Origin of the sequence: Telmatobacter bradus, from assembly GCF_048629425.1 — a bacterium.
GTDB lineage: Bacteria > Acidobacteriota > Terriglobia > Terriglobales > Acidobacteriaceae > Telmatobacter > Telmatobacter bradus.
Map to the genome: position 1 here is coordinate 1,408,895 of NZ_CP184532.1, position 16,097 is coordinate 1,424,991.

Annotated in this window: 18 protein-coding genes; 14 read left to right on the plus strand and 4 right to left on the minus strand. The window is 57.8% G+C overall.

Going from position 1 to position 16,097, the window contains the following annotated elements; genetic code table 11:
- The first annotated feature begins 60 nt into the window (after window positions 1-60).
- From ACOBR2_RS05950 to ACOBR2_RS05965, 4 genes are all read left to right on the plus strand, one after another.
- Window positions 61-195, plus strand: a complete 135-nt coding sequence (locus ACOBR2_RS05950) for a hypothetical protein (protein ID WP_420239126.1) — start codon at window positions 61-63, stop codon at window positions 193-195.
- 175 nt (window positions 196-370) lie between these two features.
- Window positions 371-1,381: a M48 family metallopeptidase gene (locus ACOBR2_RS05955; RefSeq protein ID WP_420239127.1), complete on the plus strand. Its 1,011-nt coding sequence runs from the start codon at window positions 371-373 to the stop codon at window positions 1,379-1,381.
- Window positions 1,382-1,486: 105 nt separating this feature from the next.
- Entirely contained in the window at window positions 1,487-1,807 is a 321-nt protein-coding gene (locus tag ACOBR2_RS05960) for a hypothetical protein (RefSeq protein ID WP_420239128.1), read from the plus strand.
- A 297-nt stretch (window positions 1,808-2,104) separates the two neighbouring features.
- Window positions 2,105-2,362: a helix-turn-helix domain-containing protein gene (locus tag ACOBR2_RS05965; protein ID WP_420239129.1), complete on the plus strand. Its 258-nt coding sequence runs from the start codon at window positions 2,105-2,107 to the stop codon at window positions 2,360-2,362.
- 80 nt (window positions 2,363-2,442) lie between these two features.
- Here the strand turns inward: ACOBR2_RS05965 and ACOBR2_RS05970 are convergent, their stop codons facing one another.
- On the minus strand, window positions 2,443-3,366 hold the full coding sequence (locus ACOBR2_RS05970) for a LysR family transcriptional regulator (RefSeq protein ID WP_420239130.1): 924 nt from the start codon (window positions 3,364-3,366) through the stop codon (window positions 2,443-2,445).
- Window positions 3,367-3,565: 199 nt separating this feature from the next.
- On the opposite strand from ACOBR2_RS05970, the gene ACOBR2_RS05975 reads away from it, so the two are divergent.
- The 10 genes from ACOBR2_RS05975 (at window position 3,566) to ACOBR2_RS06020 (ending at window position 13,462) form a co-directional block, all read left to right on the plus strand.
- Entirely contained in the window at window positions 3,566-4,768 is a 1,203-nt protein-coding gene (locus tag ACOBR2_RS05975; RefSeq protein WP_420239131.1) for a 2-isopropylmalate synthase, read from the plus strand.
- A gap of 157 nt (window positions 4,769-4,925) precedes the next feature.
- Window positions 4,926-6,011 carry a 3-isopropylmalate dehydrogenase gene (leuB, locus tag ACOBR2_RS05980; protein WP_420239132.1) on the plus strand — a complete coding sequence of 362 codons (1,086 nt, stop codon included), beginning with the start codon at window positions 4,926-4,928 and terminating at the stop codon, window positions 6,009-6,011.
- 165 nt (window positions 6,012-6,176) lie between these two features.
- Window positions 6,177-7,598, plus strand: coding sequence for a 3-isopropylmalate dehydratase large subunit (leuC, locus tag ACOBR2_RS05985; RefSeq protein ID WP_420239133.1), 1,422 nt, complete (start codon window positions 6,177-6,179; stop codon window positions 7,596-7,598).
- The gene (gene leuD / locus ACOBR2_RS05990; RefSeq protein ID WP_420239134.1) at window positions 7,598-8,209 is read left to right on the plus strand and encodes a 3-isopropylmalate dehydratase small subunit; all 612 of its coding nucleotides are present in this window, start codon (window positions 7,598-7,600) and stop codon (window positions 8,207-8,209) included. The genes leuC and leuD overlap by 1 nt, the downstream gene beginning before the upstream one ends.
- 124 nt (window positions 8,210-8,333) lie before the next feature.
- Entirely contained in the window at window positions 8,334-10,076 is a 1,743-nt protein-coding gene (ilvB, locus tag ACOBR2_RS05995; protein WP_420239135.1) for a biosynthetic-type acetolactate synthase large subunit, read from the plus strand.
- 72 nt (window positions 10,077-10,148) lie between these two features.
- Window positions 10,149-10,697, plus strand: a complete 549-nt coding sequence (gene ilvN / locus ACOBR2_RS06000; RefSeq protein WP_420239136.1) for an acetolactate synthase small subunit — start codon at window positions 10,149-10,151, stop codon at window positions 10,695-10,697.
- A gap of 107 nt (window positions 10,698-10,804) precedes the next feature.
- A complete protein-coding gene (ilvC, locus tag ACOBR2_RS06005; RefSeq protein WP_420239137.1) occupies window positions 10,805-11,827 on the plus strand; it encodes a ketol-acid reductoisomerase in 1,023 nt (340 codons plus the stop codon).
- Between the two features lie 184 nt (window positions 11,828-12,011).
- On the plus strand, window positions 12,012-12,449 hold the full coding sequence (locus ACOBR2_RS06010; protein WP_420239138.1) for a DUF6978 family protein: 438 nt from the start codon (window positions 12,012-12,014) through the stop codon (window positions 12,447-12,449).
- Complete coding sequence (locus tag ACOBR2_RS06015) at window positions 12,446-13,210, plus strand: DUF1829 domain-containing protein (RefSeq protein WP_420239139.1); 765 nt, start codon at window positions 12,446-12,448, stop codon at window positions 13,208-13,210. Before ACOBR2_RS06010 ends, ACOBR2_RS06015 begins: the two co-directional genes overlap by 4 nt.
- A gap of 33 nt (window positions 13,211-13,243) precedes the next feature.
- Window positions 13,244-13,462 (plus strand): DUF4926 domain-containing protein, encoded by a 219-nt coding sequence (locus ACOBR2_RS06020; protein WP_420239140.1) that lies wholly within the window; start codon window positions 13,244-13,246, stop codon window positions 13,460-13,462.
- A gap of 79 nt (window positions 13,463-13,541) precedes the next feature.
- Here ACOBR2_RS06020 and ACOBR2_RS06025 read toward each other — a convergent pair whose 3' ends face one another.
- The 3 genes from ACOBR2_RS06025 to ACOBR2_RS06035 all read right to left on the minus strand — a co-directional run bounded on the left by ACOBR2_RS06025 (window position 13,542) and on the right by ACOBR2_RS06035 (window position 16,096).
- A complete protein-coding gene (locus ACOBR2_RS06025) occupies window positions 13,542-14,216 on the minus strand; it encodes a uridine kinase family protein (protein ID WP_420239141.1) in 675 nt (224 codons plus the stop codon).
- Window positions 14,216-15,073 carry a purine-nucleoside phosphorylase gene (locus tag ACOBR2_RS06030; protein ID WP_420239142.1) on the minus strand — a complete coding sequence of 286 codons (858 nt, stop codon included), beginning with the start codon at window positions 15,071-15,073 and terminating at the stop codon, window positions 14,216-14,218. Before ACOBR2_RS06030 ends, ACOBR2_RS06025 begins: the two co-directional genes overlap by 1 nt.
- 183 nt (window positions 15,074-15,256) lie before the next feature.
- The gene (locus ACOBR2_RS06035; protein WP_420239143.1) at window positions 15,257-16,096 is read right to left on the minus strand and encodes a CheR family methyltransferase; all 840 of its coding nucleotides are present in this window, start codon (window positions 16,094-16,096) and stop codon (window positions 15,257-15,259) included.
- Between the last annotated feature and the right edge of the window lies 1 nt (window position 16,097).

The following is a 16,097-nucleotide window of genomic DNA, read 5'->3' on the forward strand; positions in this document are numbered from 1 at the left end:
AACTGGTTCGGTCAGGCGTAGCATCCGCGCAGCATGGGGCACATAATTCGCATAGCTCCCATGGAACGCATCGACGCACGGCTCTCCCACACGCTGTTGCTGGCGTTCTTCACTGCCTGCGTGTTGGAGCTGCCGCCTTGCATGACCTTGCTTTCAGCAAACCAGAGAAGCCCGTGGCTCGTCAAGCCATGCTGAAGAAAGAGGCAAGGGAGAGCTTCAGGCTGAATCGGCTTTGTCGCAACACAGCGTATGGCGTTTTCTAGCGGTTGTTCTGCTCTCAGGCGGCGCATTATTCTTGTAATCAGGCATGCGGAAGCGTAAAGACTGAAAATGTGCGCAGAAGTGCATGCAAGCCAGAGGTCTGACGCAGATGGCAACAATGAATCAGGAACGGAAGCCTTCGATCCTGGCAGTCGCGCTGGCTTTGGCGCTTGGCGCGGGAGTGCATGCTCAATCGCTCGCCCCGGATACTACCGTCAAGCCAGATGCGGCCAATCTTGCCCCGGCCAAAGTGGTCGAAGTCGGCAGCCAGCTCATCAAAATCAAAAAAGGCAGCATTGACGACGTGGATGCCGTGGGCCATCGCGACATTGGCACCAGTCGCTTGGGCAACTGGTACTCAGCCAGCACCGAGGCCAACCTTGGCCACATCTACTCCCAGGAGGTTGAACAGAGCGTCAAGCTGATTTCCGATCCCCTTGTGCAGGAGTATGTGAACCGCATCGGGCAGAAACTCGTCAGCAACTCCGACTGCAAGGTACCCTTCACCATCAAGGTGATTGACGCGAACGAGATCAACGCCATGGCGCTGCCGGGCGGATTCTTCTACGTCAACTCCGGCCTGATTCTGAATGCCGACAGCGAGGCCGAGCTGGCTGGCGCAATGGCTCATGAGATTGCCCACGTCTGCGCCCACCACTTTGCCCGCCAGATGACCCGCACCAACATGGCTCAGGTCGGCATGGCTCCGGCGATGGTGTTGGTGGGCGGCTGGGCGGGTCTTGGTGTTTACGGGGGCGCGCAATTCGCCCTACCTGCTTCATGCCTTCAGTTCAGCCGGGAACTCGAAACTCAGGCCGACTATCTGGGCGTGCAATACATGTATCGCGCCGGCTACGATCCCAGGGCCCTCATCACCTACTTTGAAAAGGTTCAGACACTGGATAAACGCAAGCCCGGCCTCGTCTCCAAAGCCTTTAACCAGCATCCCCAGACCCCCGAACGCATCCAGCGCAGTCAGGAGGAGATTGCCCAAATTTTGCCAGCCCGCGCAGCGTACATCGTCTCTACCAGCGAGTTCGAGGACGTGAAGGCGCGATTGACCCACAGCGAAAGCAAGCGCAATCCGAACGACGAGCAAAATTCCAGTTCTGACAAATAAATACTATCTGGATGCCTGCAGTCCTCTTTTGCGGTTTTCCCCCCTTGAAATGTGCGGAAATCTGCTAATCTGTGCCTTAAAAGGGCATCTTTATAGGGCGTTTTTATGAAAAGTCCAATTCCAGTTACACTGGGCATCCTTGCCGTTGTGCTGATGGTCCTGCTCATGAGCAAGATTGCCAACGATCCACACGTCGGCCAGACGGACAACCACTCCTTCTGGTTGAGCGGGCAGCGTGTTCTGCAGTGTTCGCCCACGGAAATCACGCTGATCGACAATCGCTACGCGCAAACCCACCTGCTGAAGGATGAAAACAGCTGGCCGGACTGCTCCACCTTTGAGGGCAATCAAACGCTGGACCTTTTTCTTTCGCGCGGCGAGCACACCCATTTCATCAAGGCCCAGAAGTCGTCGTGGTGGAACTAATTCTTATTTATCAATGGTTTATTAGGTAAGGTTTCCAGTTCGGGCGGGCCTCGTCCTCCTGCTGTCCGGCATCAAGACCAAAAACAGCCCAACCGGTGGGGTGTGGGTGCCATGGCTCCACAAGCGGCTGAGGTTCTAAGGGAAGTTTGCACCGGGAACGGTTCACGTCCCAAGATGTAAAACGGGAGAAAACTCCCAGAAGACGCGGAAAATCCTTGAACCACCCGCTGATCCCGGGCAAACTACACCCAGCAGAATTTCTCTGCTGTTCGTGGATTTCGCCCCCAAGGAGGCCTTATGCACAATGCCGTCCGCACCAACCTGTTGATGACCGAGGTGCGTGAGGTAATGGACATTCGTCAGGCTTCCGACTATCTGGGGATTTCGCCGGACACGCTCTATAAATACGCTTCCGAGGGTTTTGTTCCTGCCTTCAAGCTGGGCAACCGCTGGCGTTTCAAGCGTTCCCGCCTGGACGAGTGGATGGATCGCCAGTCCGATCTGCAATCCCCTATCGAAGCCACGCAGAAAAAGCCCGTCCGCTCGGCCGGGTGAAGGCTAGGGACCAGACCACTTGGTCCCTAGGGTCTGTTGACGTTCATCTTGAGCGGAGAATAGCTAGTCCCTAGTCCTTATTACTCTGTCTTATCCACATGAAAATAGAACGGCGGTCCCTGCTGTTTGGCCAGATCGCGCAAGCTGTCCAGGAAGGCCTGTGCCGCATAGCTTAGTGTGGCCTGCCGCCGATGGACCAGACGCAGCACCCGGCGCAGTTCCAGCTCGTCGACCGGGATCCGAACCAGCTCCCCTGCCTCAAGTTCATGTGCCACCGTCAGATGTGGCACCAGAGCTACGCCGTTGCCCATGGCCACAAAACGCTTGATGGCTTCGATGGTGGGCAGTTCGATGGGCATATTCAGCGGGGTGCGATAGCGCTCGAAAGTCTCAATCACCTTGCGCCGCAGCGGCGAGGCGACGTTGTGGGCAATGAAGTTCTCCTTGCCCAGCTCGTTGATGGAGACGCGTTGGGCTCCAGCCAGCGGGTGGCTTGCCCCCACGATGAATTCCAGGCTGTCGCCGTAGACGGCAATCGAGCGGAACTGCTCCGGGTCCGGCCGGTAGCTGGTGACGCCCAGTTCATAGGTGCGCAGGTTTAGCTCGTCGGGAATGCGCGAGGCCAGCGTGCGGTTTACCGTGACCGAAACATGGGGGAAGGCGCGGCGGAAGGCGTCAACAGCCGGCAGCAGATACATGCAGGTGTATTCGTTGGCCGCCAGTTGCAGCCGCCCGCGCTCCAGGCTCTTCAGCTCGCCCAGCGCGCTGGTGGCCTCGCGGCGCAGGGCCAGCAGCCGCTGGGCGTAGTCGCGCAGCAATTCCCCCGCCGCCGTCAGTGCACCGTCGCGGCTGGCGCGGTCCAGCAGCACCTCGCCCACGGAGTCCTCAAGTTTGCGAATCACCTGGCTGACGGCCGGTTGGGTACGATGCAGCCGCGTTGCCGCCCGCGAAAAACTCTTTTCCTCGGCCACAGCCAGAAAGGTTTCCAGTTGGCTCAATTCCATCAAGGCTCTCTTTCCGTTTCAGCTTCCAGCCTCTAGCTTCCAGCTTTTAGCTCATGGTTCTCTGTACTCTGCACTCTGTTCACCGTATAAGCAATTGTAATGGCAACCCTAAAAATAATAACTTTGCGTTATGCTGTTTCGTTTGAGACACTAGGCTGAACCGGAAGGAGTCTCCCATCCCTTCCGTGCAGGCGAGTCCATGAGCGTAAATCCAAATCACGTAGTTTTTTTTGATACCACGCTGCGCGATGGCGAGCAATCGCCCGGCTGTAGCATGACCACCCAGGAAAAGTTGACCATGGCGCATGCCCTGGAAGACCTGGGCGTGGACGTCATCGAAGCCGGCTTTGCCATGGCCAGCGAAGGCGATTTTGCCGCTATTGCCACCATCACCCAGGCGATTCGCAAGCCCCGTATTGCGTCTCTGGCCCGGGCCCGCAGCGAAGACATTGAGATGGCGGCCCGTGCGCTGCAGTTTGCTGAGCGCGCTCGCATTCACGTCTTTCTCGCTTCAAGCGATCTGCACCTTGAGTACAAGCTAAAGCTGACCCGTCAGCAGGCCCTTGACCAGTGTGGTGAGTCAGTGCGTTTGGCCCGTTCGCTGGCCGACGATGTGGAGTTTTCTCCCGAAGACGCCACCCGTGCTGACCGCGATTATCTGGTGGAGATGGTGCGCGTGGCCGTTGAGGCTGGCGCAACCACCATCAATATGCCCGACACCGTGGGCTATACCACCCCGGACGAGATTCGCCGCATGTTCCAGGAAGTGCGCGAGCGCATTCCGGCCATCGACCGTGAGGGTGTGATTCTCAGCTCGCATTGTCACGATGATCTGGGCATGGCCGTGGCCAATTCGCTGGCCGCTATCGAGGGCGGAGCCCGTCAGGTGGAGTGCACCATCAACGGCATTGGCGAACGCGCTGGAAACGCCGCGCTGGAAGAGATTGCCGCCGCGCTTTACGTCCGCAAGGATCACTATGGCGTGGAGAACGACATCAACCTGGCGCAGATTTATCCCACCAGTCAGGTGCTCGGCCAGATCATCACCTTCCGTCCCTCGCCGAACAAGGCCATCGTGGGCGATAATGCTTTCGCGCATGAGTCAGGCATTCATCAGCATGGCATGCTGGCCAATCCGCTTACTTACGAGATCATGACCCCGGCGCTGGTGGGTGTTTCCCGCACTCATCTGGTTCTGGGCAAGCATTCGGGTCGCGCGGCGCTCAGGCATCGTTTGGAGCAGCTCGGCTTTACGCTGACCCGCGAAGAGCTGCAGCAGACCTACTATCGTTTTGTGGCTCTAGCTGACCGCAAGAAGAATGTGTATGACCAGGATCTGGTGGGCATTCTTCCCGATGCGATCCGCGAAAAGCGCAAGGAACCGGTTGCTGAGCTGGACTAAGTTGTAAAGGCAGCTATTAGCCGTCAGCTGTCAGATTTTTGTTGAGCCACGCGAAGCAGTTAGCCTCACCGCAGGTGGTTGGCCGCACCGCAGGTGCCGAAGCGGTTAGCCCGACTGCAGGTGGTTGGTGGAAATCTATCAAGGGAAGAGAGCAAGGATGAAGCTGAAAGTTCTGGTAGTCGCCGGAGACGGCATCGGTCCTGAAGTTACCAACGAAGCAGTCAAGATTCTGAAGGAAGTGGCCGCCCTCGGCGGACACGAATTCACCTTTACGGAAAAACGCATTGGTGGTGTGGCCATCGTCAAGGACGGCACTCCGCTGCCGCAGGAGACGATTGATGCCGCGCTGGCTTCCGACGCAGTTCTCCTTGGTGCCGTGGGCGGCAACGAGTTCAACTCGCTTCCGCCGAGTGAGCGCCCTGAAGCTGGTCTGCTGAAGATTCGTTCGGTGCTGGGCGGCTTTGCCAACCTGCGTCCTGCTTATGCCTTCAAGGAGCTTGCGGTCAACAGCCCGCTGCGTCCGGAGATCATCGACGGCGCGAATGTCCTCTTTGTGCGCGAGCTGCTCGGTGGTGCTTACTTCGGCCAACCCCGTGAGTACAACAAGGAAACCGGCGTTGCCTTCAATACCATGATTTACAGCAAGCCCGAGGTGGAGCGCGTAGCCCATGTAGCCTTCAAGCTGGCGCAGACGCGCCGCAAGAAGCTGTGCAGCGTGGACAAGGCGAATGTGCTGGAGGTTTCGCAGTTGTGGCGCGCGGTGGTGAATGAAGTTGCCACGCAGTACCCCGACGTTGAGGTCGAGCACCAGTACGTGGACGCAATGGCCATGCACCTGATGAATCGCCCTAAGGACTTTGATGTGGTGCTGACCGAGAACCTCTTCGGCGACATTCTTTCGGATGAGTCTGGCGTCATCACCGGTTCGCTCGGCATGTTGCCGTCGGCCACGGTGGGCGGCAAGATCAACCTCTTTGAGCCGATTCACGGTTCTGCGCCTGACATTGCGGGCAAGGGCATTGCCAATCCGCTAGGCGCAATTATGACCGGCGCATTCCTGCTGCGTCACACGGCCAAGCTGGAGAAGGAAGCCGCTGCGATTGAAGAAGCTGTGCGTCAGTTGCTGGCTGCTGGCTATCGCACGCCGGATCTGGTTCGTGGCAAGGATCATGGCTTCAAGGTGCTTTCCACCACCGAAGTCGGCGCCAAGGTGCTGGAGTTGGTAAAGCAGATTTTGAAGTAACAGCTTCTAGCCGCTAGCTTCCAGCTTTTTGCAGTAACAGGAAGCGGCGGCTGAAGCGGAGAAGCAAACGATTCGCGTTTTTTTGAATAAGTCAGAACAGCATCCATCAGCAAAAACAGCTAGAGGCTAGCAGCTGGTAGCTAGCAGCTGAAAAGGAACTTTTCAATGAGCAGCGCACCGAAGACATTATTCGAGAAGGTCTGGGAGCAGCATCTGGTGGCAGAGCCCGAGGGCGAACCCGCTCTGCTCTACATCGATCTGCAACTGGTTCACGAGGTCACTTCGCCGCAGGCATTTGAAGGTCTGCGTCTGACTGGCCGCAAGGTTCGCCGTCCGGATCGCACCGTGGCCACCATTGACCACAACATCCCCACGACGACCAATGAGCGGTTGAACATTCTTGATCCCATTGCCAGCCTCCAGATTGGCGCATTGCGTCAGAACTGCGCCGAATTTGGCGTGGAACTCTACGACATTGATACCGGCAAGCAGGGCGTTGTGCATGTGGTTGGTCCCGAGCAGGGAATCACCAAGCCCGGCATGACGATTGTCTGCGGTGACTCACACACGGCCACGCACGGCGCATTTGGCGCGCTCGCTTTCGGCATTGGCACCAGCGAAGTGGAGCACGTTCTGGCCACCCAGTGCCTGCCGCAGAGCAAGGCCAAGAGCTTCCGCATTAACGTCGAAGGCGATCTGCCCAAGGGCGTAACGGCCAAGGATATTATTCTGGCCATCATTGGCGAAATCGGCACCGACGGCGCCACCGGCCATGTGGTTGAGTATGCCGGCTCGGCCATCCGCTCGCTCTCCATGGAAGGCCGCATGACGGTCAGCAACATGAGCATTGAGGCCGGCGCGCGCGCGGGCATGATCGCTCCTGATGAGACAACCTTCGCCTATCTGAAGGGCCGCAATCACGCACCGAAGGGCGCGGACTGGGACAAGGCCGTTGAAGAGTGGAAGAAGCTGAAGACGGACGAAGGCGCGAAGTTCGACCGCGAGCTGACCATCGATGCGACCAAGCTGACTCCGTACGTAAGCTGGGGAACCAGCCCGGGCATGGTGGCTCCCATCACTGCAGTGGTTCCCGATCCTGCCAAGGCTGCAACCGAGATTGACCGCAAGAATCTGGAACGCGCTTTGCAGTACATGGGCCTGACGGCTGGAACGCCGCTGACCGAAATTAAGATCGACCGCGTATTCATTGGCTCCTGCACCAATGGCCGCATGGAAGACATGCGTGCCGCGGCCCGCGTGGCCAAGGGCTACAAGGTGGCCGCGGGCGTCAACGTTATCGTGGTTCCCGGTTCGCAGATCGTCAAGGAACAGGCGGAGAAGGAAGGTCTGGACAAGATCTTCATCGAGGCTGGTTTTGAGTGGCGTGAGCCCGGTTGTTCGATGTGTCTGGCCATGAATCCTGATGTGTTGAAGCCGCAGGAGCGTTGTGCTGCCACTTCGAACCGCAACTTCGAAGGCCGTCAGGGCCGCGATAGCCGCACACATCTGGTTTCACCGGAGATGGCTGCTGCTGCCGCCATTGCCGGTCACTTTGTTGACATCCGGAATTGGGAGGTGAAGGCCTAATGGAAAAGTTCACGACACTCACAGCACTGGCCGCGCCGCTTGCCCGCACCAATGTGGACACGGATCAGATCATTCCCAAGCAGTTTCTGAAGCGCATCGAGCGCTCCGGCTATGGCGACTTCCTTTTCTTCGAGTGGCGTCAGACGGCCGACGGCGCGCCGATTACCGACTTCGTGCTGAACGATGATCGCTACAAAAGCGCACAGATTCTGATTGCAGGCAAGAATTTTGGCTGCGGATCAAGCCGCGAACATGCGGCCTGGGCGCTGAGCGACTTCGGCTTCCGCGTAGTGGTTGCGCCCACATTCGCTGACATCTTCTTCTCGAACGCAGGCAAGAACGGTATTGTGCTGGTTCGCCTGCCGGAAGAGCAGGTAGATGCGCTGCTCAAGAATGCGCAGACCAAGCCCGGTTACAAGCTGACCGTCTCGCTCGCCGACCAGACTATCAGCGATGAGTTCGGCTTCAAGGCCAGCTTCGACATCGATCCTTTCCGCAAGTACTGCCTGATTGAAGGGCTCGACGACATCGGCCTGACCCTGCGTCATGCCGACAAACTTGCCGCCTACGAGGCCACGCACGACAAGGCCGTCTGGCTGCAGCCGAAATAAGCTAGTCAGCGAGTCAGCAAGTCAGCCTTGAAGATGTTGATGCACTTCGGGCTGACGTGCTGACCCGCTGGCTCGCTGACATCCCCAACCGCCGCAGCACACATCATTTCTGGAGGAGAGCACTATGGGAACGCACGCGAATACCCCCGATCACCTGACCACGCCCACCCGCCTGACAGGCGCTGAAATCGTATGGGCTACGCTTGTCGGCGAGGGTGTAACGGACGTATTTGGCTATCCCGGCGGAGCCATCCTTCCCGTGTACGACGCTCTGCGCAAGTTCCCCATCAATCACACGCTGGTGCGTCATGAGCAGGGCGCGGCACATATGGCCGATGGCTATGCGCGGGCCAGTGGCAAGGTCGGTGTCTGCGTTGCCACCAGCGGACCGGGCGCAACCAACCTTGTGACCGGCATTGCCAACGCCATGCTGGATTCGATTCCGGTCGTTTGCATCACCGGCAACGTTTCGTCGAAGGTGCTGGGCACCGATGCGTTTCAGGAAGTGGATATTACCGGCATCACACTGCCAGTGACCAAGCACAACTTTCTCATCACCAAGACGGAAGAGATTGCGCCGGCGATTCGTCAGGCATTCCAGATTGCCAAGGCAGGCCGCCCCGGTCCGGTGCTGGTGGACATCACCAAGGATGCGCAGCAGGCCGAGGCTATCTTCGATTTTGAAGCCGCCAAGCCCAGACCGCATCGCGCGCACCCCATGCTGAAGGTGATTGGGCAGGATCTGGACGAGGCTGCCGAACTGATCAAGAACGCCAAGAATCCCGTGATTCTGGCGGGCCATGGCGTGCTCGATTCGAATGCCATGGAGCAGGTGCGTACGCTGGCCGAGCGTGCACAGATTCCCGTGGCGCTCACGCTGCTGGGCCTGGGCGCATTCCCGGCTTCGCATGAGCTGAACCTGGGCATGATGGGCATGCACGGCGAGTCGTGGGTGAACCAAGCCATTCAGGAATCCGATCTGCTGATTGCCTGCGGCATGCGCTTTGATGATCGCGTGACCGGCACACTGGCCACCTATGCGCCTAATGCCAAGAAGATTCACATCGAGATCGATCCTGCCGAGATTGGCAAGAACATCAAGGTGGACGTGGCGCTGATCGGCGATCTGCGCAATGTGTTGGAAGAGCTGCTGCCGCGCGTTCCCTCGTGCAATCACGCTGCCTGGCTGAAGTCGATTGCCGATAGCAAGGGCGCATCAGCAGTGCTGGACATCAAGAATCTGCCTGACCTGGGTCACCTGTACGCCGCGCATGTGATTCACGACATCTGGCGCATCACCGGCGGCAACGCCATCGTGGTTACCGACGTGGGTCAGCATCAGATGTGGGAGGCGCAGTACTACCACCACGAACATCCGCGTACGCTCATCACCTCGGGCGGCCTCGGTACGATGGGCTTCGCGCTGCCTGCGGCCATTGGCGCCAAGACGGCCCGCCCCGACAAGGAAGTCTGGGTGATCGTAGGCGACGGCGGCTTCCAGATGACCAGCTCGGAGTTGTCGACCATTGCGCAGCAGGGCATTAAGATCAACATCGCCATCATCAACAACGGATTCCTCGGCATGGTGCGGCAGTGGCAGGAGTTCTTCTACGAGAAGAATTACGCATCCACGCCCCTGGTCAGCCCGGATTTTGTCAAACTGGCGGACGCACACGGCATTGCGGGCAAGGCCGTACGCAGCCGCCCCGAGGTTGAAGCGGCCGTCGTCGCGGCTCGCGCTCACGAAGGCGCCTACCTGCTCAACTTCATGGTGGAGAAGGAAGAGGCTGTTTATCCCATGATTCCCGTCGGCAAGGCGCTGCATGAGATGATCCGCCGCCCCGCACGCGAACAGGAGACCAAGTAGACAGAGAGCAGTTTACCGTTCGCAGTTCTCCGTCTTCTGCTCTCTGATTACTGTTCCCAGGAAAGGCCAATTATGCTGCACACATTCGTAGCCTACGTGGAAGATCTGCCGGGCGTGCTTACGCGGGTGGCCTCACTCTTCCGCCGCCTGAATATCAACATTCGTTCGCTGACCGTAGGGCATAGCGAGCGCCCTGGACTCTCCCGCATGACGGTAGTCTGCGAGTCATCGGCGGCAATTGGCCACCGCGTCCGGGCCAGCCTGTTTAAACTGGAGAATGTAGTGGACGTGGATGATATTGGCACGGCCCCCACGGTCACGCGCGAACTGGCGCTGATCAAGGTGGCGGCCACCCCTCAGACCCGCTCCCAGATCTTTGATCTGGTTGAGGTCTATCGGGCGCGCATCGTTGATCTGACCAGTGAGTCGATGATCATCGAGATGACCGGCGTGGAAAGCAAGATCGAAGGTCTGATCGAGGTTTTGCGCGAAGATGAGGGGCGCATTCTAGAAATCTGCCGCAGCGGCAAAATGACCATGCGCCGCGGCCTCCACGTCAGCAGCGTGCTGAGCGCCATGAACGTCGACGCAGACGATGACGCAGCAGGCAAAGCTGAATAGTTCTCCCCGCGCCAGGTTCGGATCGCGTACGGCGCGTACCCATGTTTTTGACGAAGCTTTTTCTTTAACCTCCAACCGCGCAAGCGCACAAAGGAACAAGGAATACCATGGTGAAGACTTACCACGATCACGACGCTGACCTTTCTCTGATCCAGTCAAAGAAGGTAGCGATCATTGGCTACGGCTCGCAGGGCCACGCTCACGCTCTCAACCTCAAGGATTCCGGCGTACATGTGAAGGTTGGTCTTCCGGCCACCTCCAAGTCCATCGCCAAGGCGCAGAATGCCGGCCTCGAGGTCGACACGCCTGCCAATGCGACCAAGTGGGCCGATGTGATCATGATCCTGATTCCGGATCAGCACCAGGCCAAGCTCTACGCCGATGAGATCGCCCCGAACCTGACCGCCGGCAAGATGCTGATGTTTGCCCACGGCTTCAATATCCACTACAAGACCATCGTTCCGCCGGCTGGCGTTGATGTTTCGATGGCTGCTCCCAAGGCTCCGGGCCATCGCGTTCGCGACATCTTCCCCGAGGGCGGCGGCGTCCCGGGCCTGATCGCCGTGCACCAGGATGCTACTGGCAAGGCACATGATCTGGCGCTCAGCTACCTGAAGGGCATTGGCTGCACCCGTGCAGGCGTGCTTGAAACCACCTTCCGCGAAGAGACCGAAACCGATCTCTTCGGTGAGCAGGCCGTGCTTTGCGGCGGCGTCAGCGCGCTCGTCAAGGCTGGCTACGATACGCTCGTTGAGGCCGGCTATGCTCCCGAGAACGCCTACTTTGAGTGCTTCCACGAGCTCAAGCTGATCGTTGACCTGATGTACCGCGGTGGCCTCGCCTACATGCGCTACTCCATCAGCGATACGGCCGAGTGGGGCGACTACGTCAGTGGCCCGCGCGTGATCAACGAAGAAAGCCGCAAGGCGATGAAGGGCATCCTGAAGGATATTCAGGACGGCACCTTCGCCAAGCGCTTCCTCGCCGATCAGGCCAGCGGTCGCAAGGAGTTTCTGGCCTTCCGCGAAGCCGAAGCCAAGCACCCGATCGAGATCGTCGGCAAGGAACTGCGCTCGCAGATGCCCTTCCTCGATCCGGTCACGGTCGAAGAAATCTCCAAGACCCGGTAAGGCGGCTTTTAGCCTTCAGATCAACGGCCCCGCAAAGCTTAGCTTTGCGGGGCCGTTGTGCCTATAGGGAGTTGAATTGCTTGTGTATCTGCAAATCTGTTCTTCCCCTACGTTTAATTGATCTGTAATAGTAAAAGTATGGCTGGGTTTGAAATTAAAGCTCTGAAAATGAGAGGGGATCTGGATGGTCGACCTGACGCAAGCGGAGGCAAATCAACTCCTGGCCATGGAAAAGCAACGAATGAACGATGATCCCCATCGATTCAGTGCGTTCCGGTTGGAAATTCCTCTGAAATCCACAGATCAGCGCGAGAGATTCTTGCTTGACATAGGCAGAGGGCGGATTGATCTTGTGAAAGTAAAATATCAGATGCGGGCAAGGGAGGTAGTCACTCTGGCACGGCTTGATTTTGGTGGAGCGCCGCACCGGAATCCTGATGGACAGGAAATTCCTTCTCCGCATATCCATGAGTACCGTGAAGGGTACGGAACAAAATGGGCTAAGCCTCTGCCGGCACACCTTTTTCCCAATCAGAATGATCCTCAGGAGCTTTTCGAAGATTTCTTGCGGTATTGTCACGTGGTTCTTCCGCCACTTTTTGAACAGGAGTTGTTCGTATGATCGAGGAAATTCAGCACATGATGGATGGTTATGTCACCTGGCTCAGGGACAAGACCAGCCTTCGCGAGGTTGGCGAATGGGTTGAAATCACCACGCCGCTCCTTGATCGTAACAATGACTTGCTTCAGATTTATGTCAAAAGGGATGGTAGTAATTACATCTTGACAGATGATGGCTACACTCTTGATGACTTAGAACAGTCAGGCTGCAAGCTTGATAGTCAGAAACGTCAGGACCTATTACGCGTAACATTGAATGGCTTTGGTGTGAGGCAGCACGAACGTGCGCTCGAGGTTCATGCAACGGTAGATAGCTTTCCTCTAAAAAAACATAGTCTGCTTCAGGCGATGCTTGGAGTTAACGACCTGTTTTATCTGGCAAAACCTCATACCAGCAGCCTGTTTTATGAGGATGTAGTGGCCTGGATGGAGAAGAGCGATATTCGCTTCGTGGAAAATGCTAAATTTACCGGAAAAACAGGGTATGACCATTTGTTTGATTTTGTAATTCCAAAGTCTCGTACTAAACCTGAGCGAATAGTAAGACCTATCAATCACCCGGATAAAAATTCGGTGCGGGATTTTGTGTTTGCATGGGTGGATACGCGGGAAACGCGCCATCCAGACTCACAGGCGTATGCAATCTTAAACGATGCAGAGCAGTTGATTAAGACAGACGTGACAGAAGCTTTAGCCAGTTATTCAATCAAGGCTGTTCGCTGGACAGAGAGAGAGACAATTCGTATGGAACTTGCGTCTTAATAATAATTTCTTTTGCACCTATGCGAGGTTCTTATGTCGCAACTCGAACTGTTGGCTGAGGTCGCTCTGCTGCGGGATCTTTCTGAGCAGGGACTGGTGCGCGGACAAGTGGGTACGGTGGTTGAGCTCTTGTCTCCCAGTGCCGCCGAGGTTGAGTTTGTTGATGACGAAGGCCGCACGTACGCCACGGCCACCATCGTCAGTGACGATCTGGTGCGCTTGCATCACGCCCCGCTCGAACAGGTCGCCTGAGAGTTTCCTGAAGGGCATGAAAAATCGTTGCGTCCCATGGGGGCGCAACGATTTTTTGTCTTGCGGTACGGACGGAAGCTCAGGCTCCGGCAGCGCTCAGCAGGCCCTTGGCGCGCAGGGCGGTCAGTACGCTTTCAATCTTCCAGTCCAGATGGTCGGCACCATCGATCTGCAGGTCGGCGTTCTGGCGGGTGGGTGCAACAAAGTGCACGGCCGAGGGGCGGACGGTGGTTTCGTACTGGAGCTTGACCGACTCGGGCGTACGACCGCGTTCAACTGTGTCGCGGCGCATGCGGCGTTCGTAGCAGAGCGGGTCGGCCGTCTCCATGTAAACGCGCAGATGGTAGAGCGGCAGCACTTCCGCCCAGTAGAGCGCAAACAGTCCCTCGACGATCAGAAAGCGACCGGCCCGGATCGGCTCGGTCTGGCCCTCCACGCGGGTGTGCGTGGCAAAGTCGTAAAAGGGGCGCTGAATCTCTTCGCCACGGGCTAGCGCGGCAATGTGTTCGGTCAGCAGCGGGCTTTCGATCAGCGATGGATCGTCGAAGTTTTGCTGAATGCGCTCGCTGTAGGGCATGTGGCCCAGGTCGCGGTAGTAGTTGTCCAAATGGAAATGGATGCCGCCCAGCGTGTGGGCCAGTTCAGCGGCCAGAGTGGACTTTCCGGAGCCCGAACAGCCGGCAATGCCGACGACGATGGGCGGAAAGGGAAGACGAGACTCCGGAGAATTTGAATCGTACACAACAGAACTCACTACGGTTGGATTGCTCCTGCAATTTTGGGCGCGAGGCGACTGAGCAGCCCGGCCAGACGTGCTTCGACCATGCGGCCGGTTTCAGAGACCTCTTCGTGACTGAGCTGAGAATCGCCCAAACCCGCAGCCAGATTGGTGACGCAGCTCAGGCCCAGCACCTCGATGCCCATGTGGCGGGCCACAATGGTTTCCGGCACGGTGGACATACCCACCAGCGTGGCGCCCAGGGTGCGGAAGGCGCGGATCTCGGCCGGGGTTTCGAAACTGGGGCCAGAGACGGCCATGTAAACGCCCTCTTCGAGCGCAAAACTCTCTTCCCGGGCAGCTTCCTTGGCGAGTGTGCGCAGATTTTTGCTGTAGGCCTCGGTCATGTCAAAAAAGCGCAGACCAGCACCCGGGCGAATGGCAAAGCGCGGCTCGTTGGGGCCGATCAGCGGGTTCCATCCCATGCCGTTGATGTGGTCGCCAAGGGCCACCAACTGGCCCACATGGTAGCCATCCTGAATGCCGCCGGCAGCATTGGTCAGCACCACGGTGCGAATGCCGAGCATGCCCAGCACACGCATGGGAAAGGTGACCTGCAGGGGCGAATAGCCTTCGTAGAAGTGCACGCGGCCCTGCATGACCACCACAGGAACGCCATTGAGCAGGCCAGCAACCAGCTGACCGGAGTGGCCTTCCACGGTGGAGCGGGGAAAGTTGGGAATCTCGGCGTAAGGCACCGTGATTTTGTCGGTCACGGCGTTGGCCACCGCGCCCAGGCCGGAGCCGAGCACAATGCCGAGCCGGGGCTGAAATGCGCCAAAAATGGCTCGCAGCAGCTCAACCGCTTCCAGAACTTCGTCGTAATAGCTCATAAGAAAAATCAGAGAAACGCTCAGAATATTGTACAGGGTTTGCGGTAATGAATCCGTGCCGGAGGGGGAAAGTGCAGGGAAGGCGCGCGGGAGGTGCGGCCAGAGTGCATCCAAAAGAAAACAGGCCAGAAGAAGTTGGGAGGAACTTCTTTTGGCCTGAAAGGAGTGAGTGTTTTTTCCTGTCTATGCAGGCTGACGTGGTTTGAAGTAACAGGTTCCGCCTGCCAGCGTGGCCGTCCAAATTGAAGGGTCGGCCGGTTGTTCGCTGGAGCCGAGGAAGAGGTAGCCATCGGGAGCCAGCACCTTGTGGATGTTGGCGAGCAGCACTTTGCGCGTATCCTGCGCGAAGTAAAGCATGACGTTGCGAAGAAAGATGACGTCAAAGCGATCGCTGATGCGATTGAAGGGCAACTGCGGGCCGCACAGGTTGGCTTGGCAGAAGTTGGTCATCTTCTTGGCTTCCGGTTTCATCACCCAATCTTCCCCAATGTGGTCAAAGTAGCGAACCACAAAGCGTGCGGGAAGGCCGCGGTTGATCTCAATACGGTGATAAGAGCCGCTCTGGGCCTTCTCCACCACCTCGGAGCTGATGTCGGTTCCTTCAATGCGGATGTTCCAGCTGGCCAGCGCAGGAAAGTGCTCAATCATCATCATGGCCAGACTGTAGGCTTCCTGCCCGGTGGAGCAGGCCGCACTCCAGAAGCGCAGGCTTCGTGCGCTCTTGCGGCTTTCAATCAACTTGGGCAGTAATTCGGTCCGCAGCAGATCGAAGGGGCGCGTATCACGGAAGAAGCTGGTTTCATTGATCGTCATGGCCTCGGCCACGGCGCGCTCCAGCGCTGGATCAGGACGGGTGCGAAGATGACGAACCAGTTCTTCCAGGCGGCTCATGCCCTGGTTGCGAAGGACTCTGGAAAGGCGCGTATCAAAGAGATAATCGCGCGACGGGTCGAGCACATTCTGCGAAAGCCCATAGACGAGCTGACGGAGATAGGCATAATCTGCGCTACTTGCCTGTTCCATC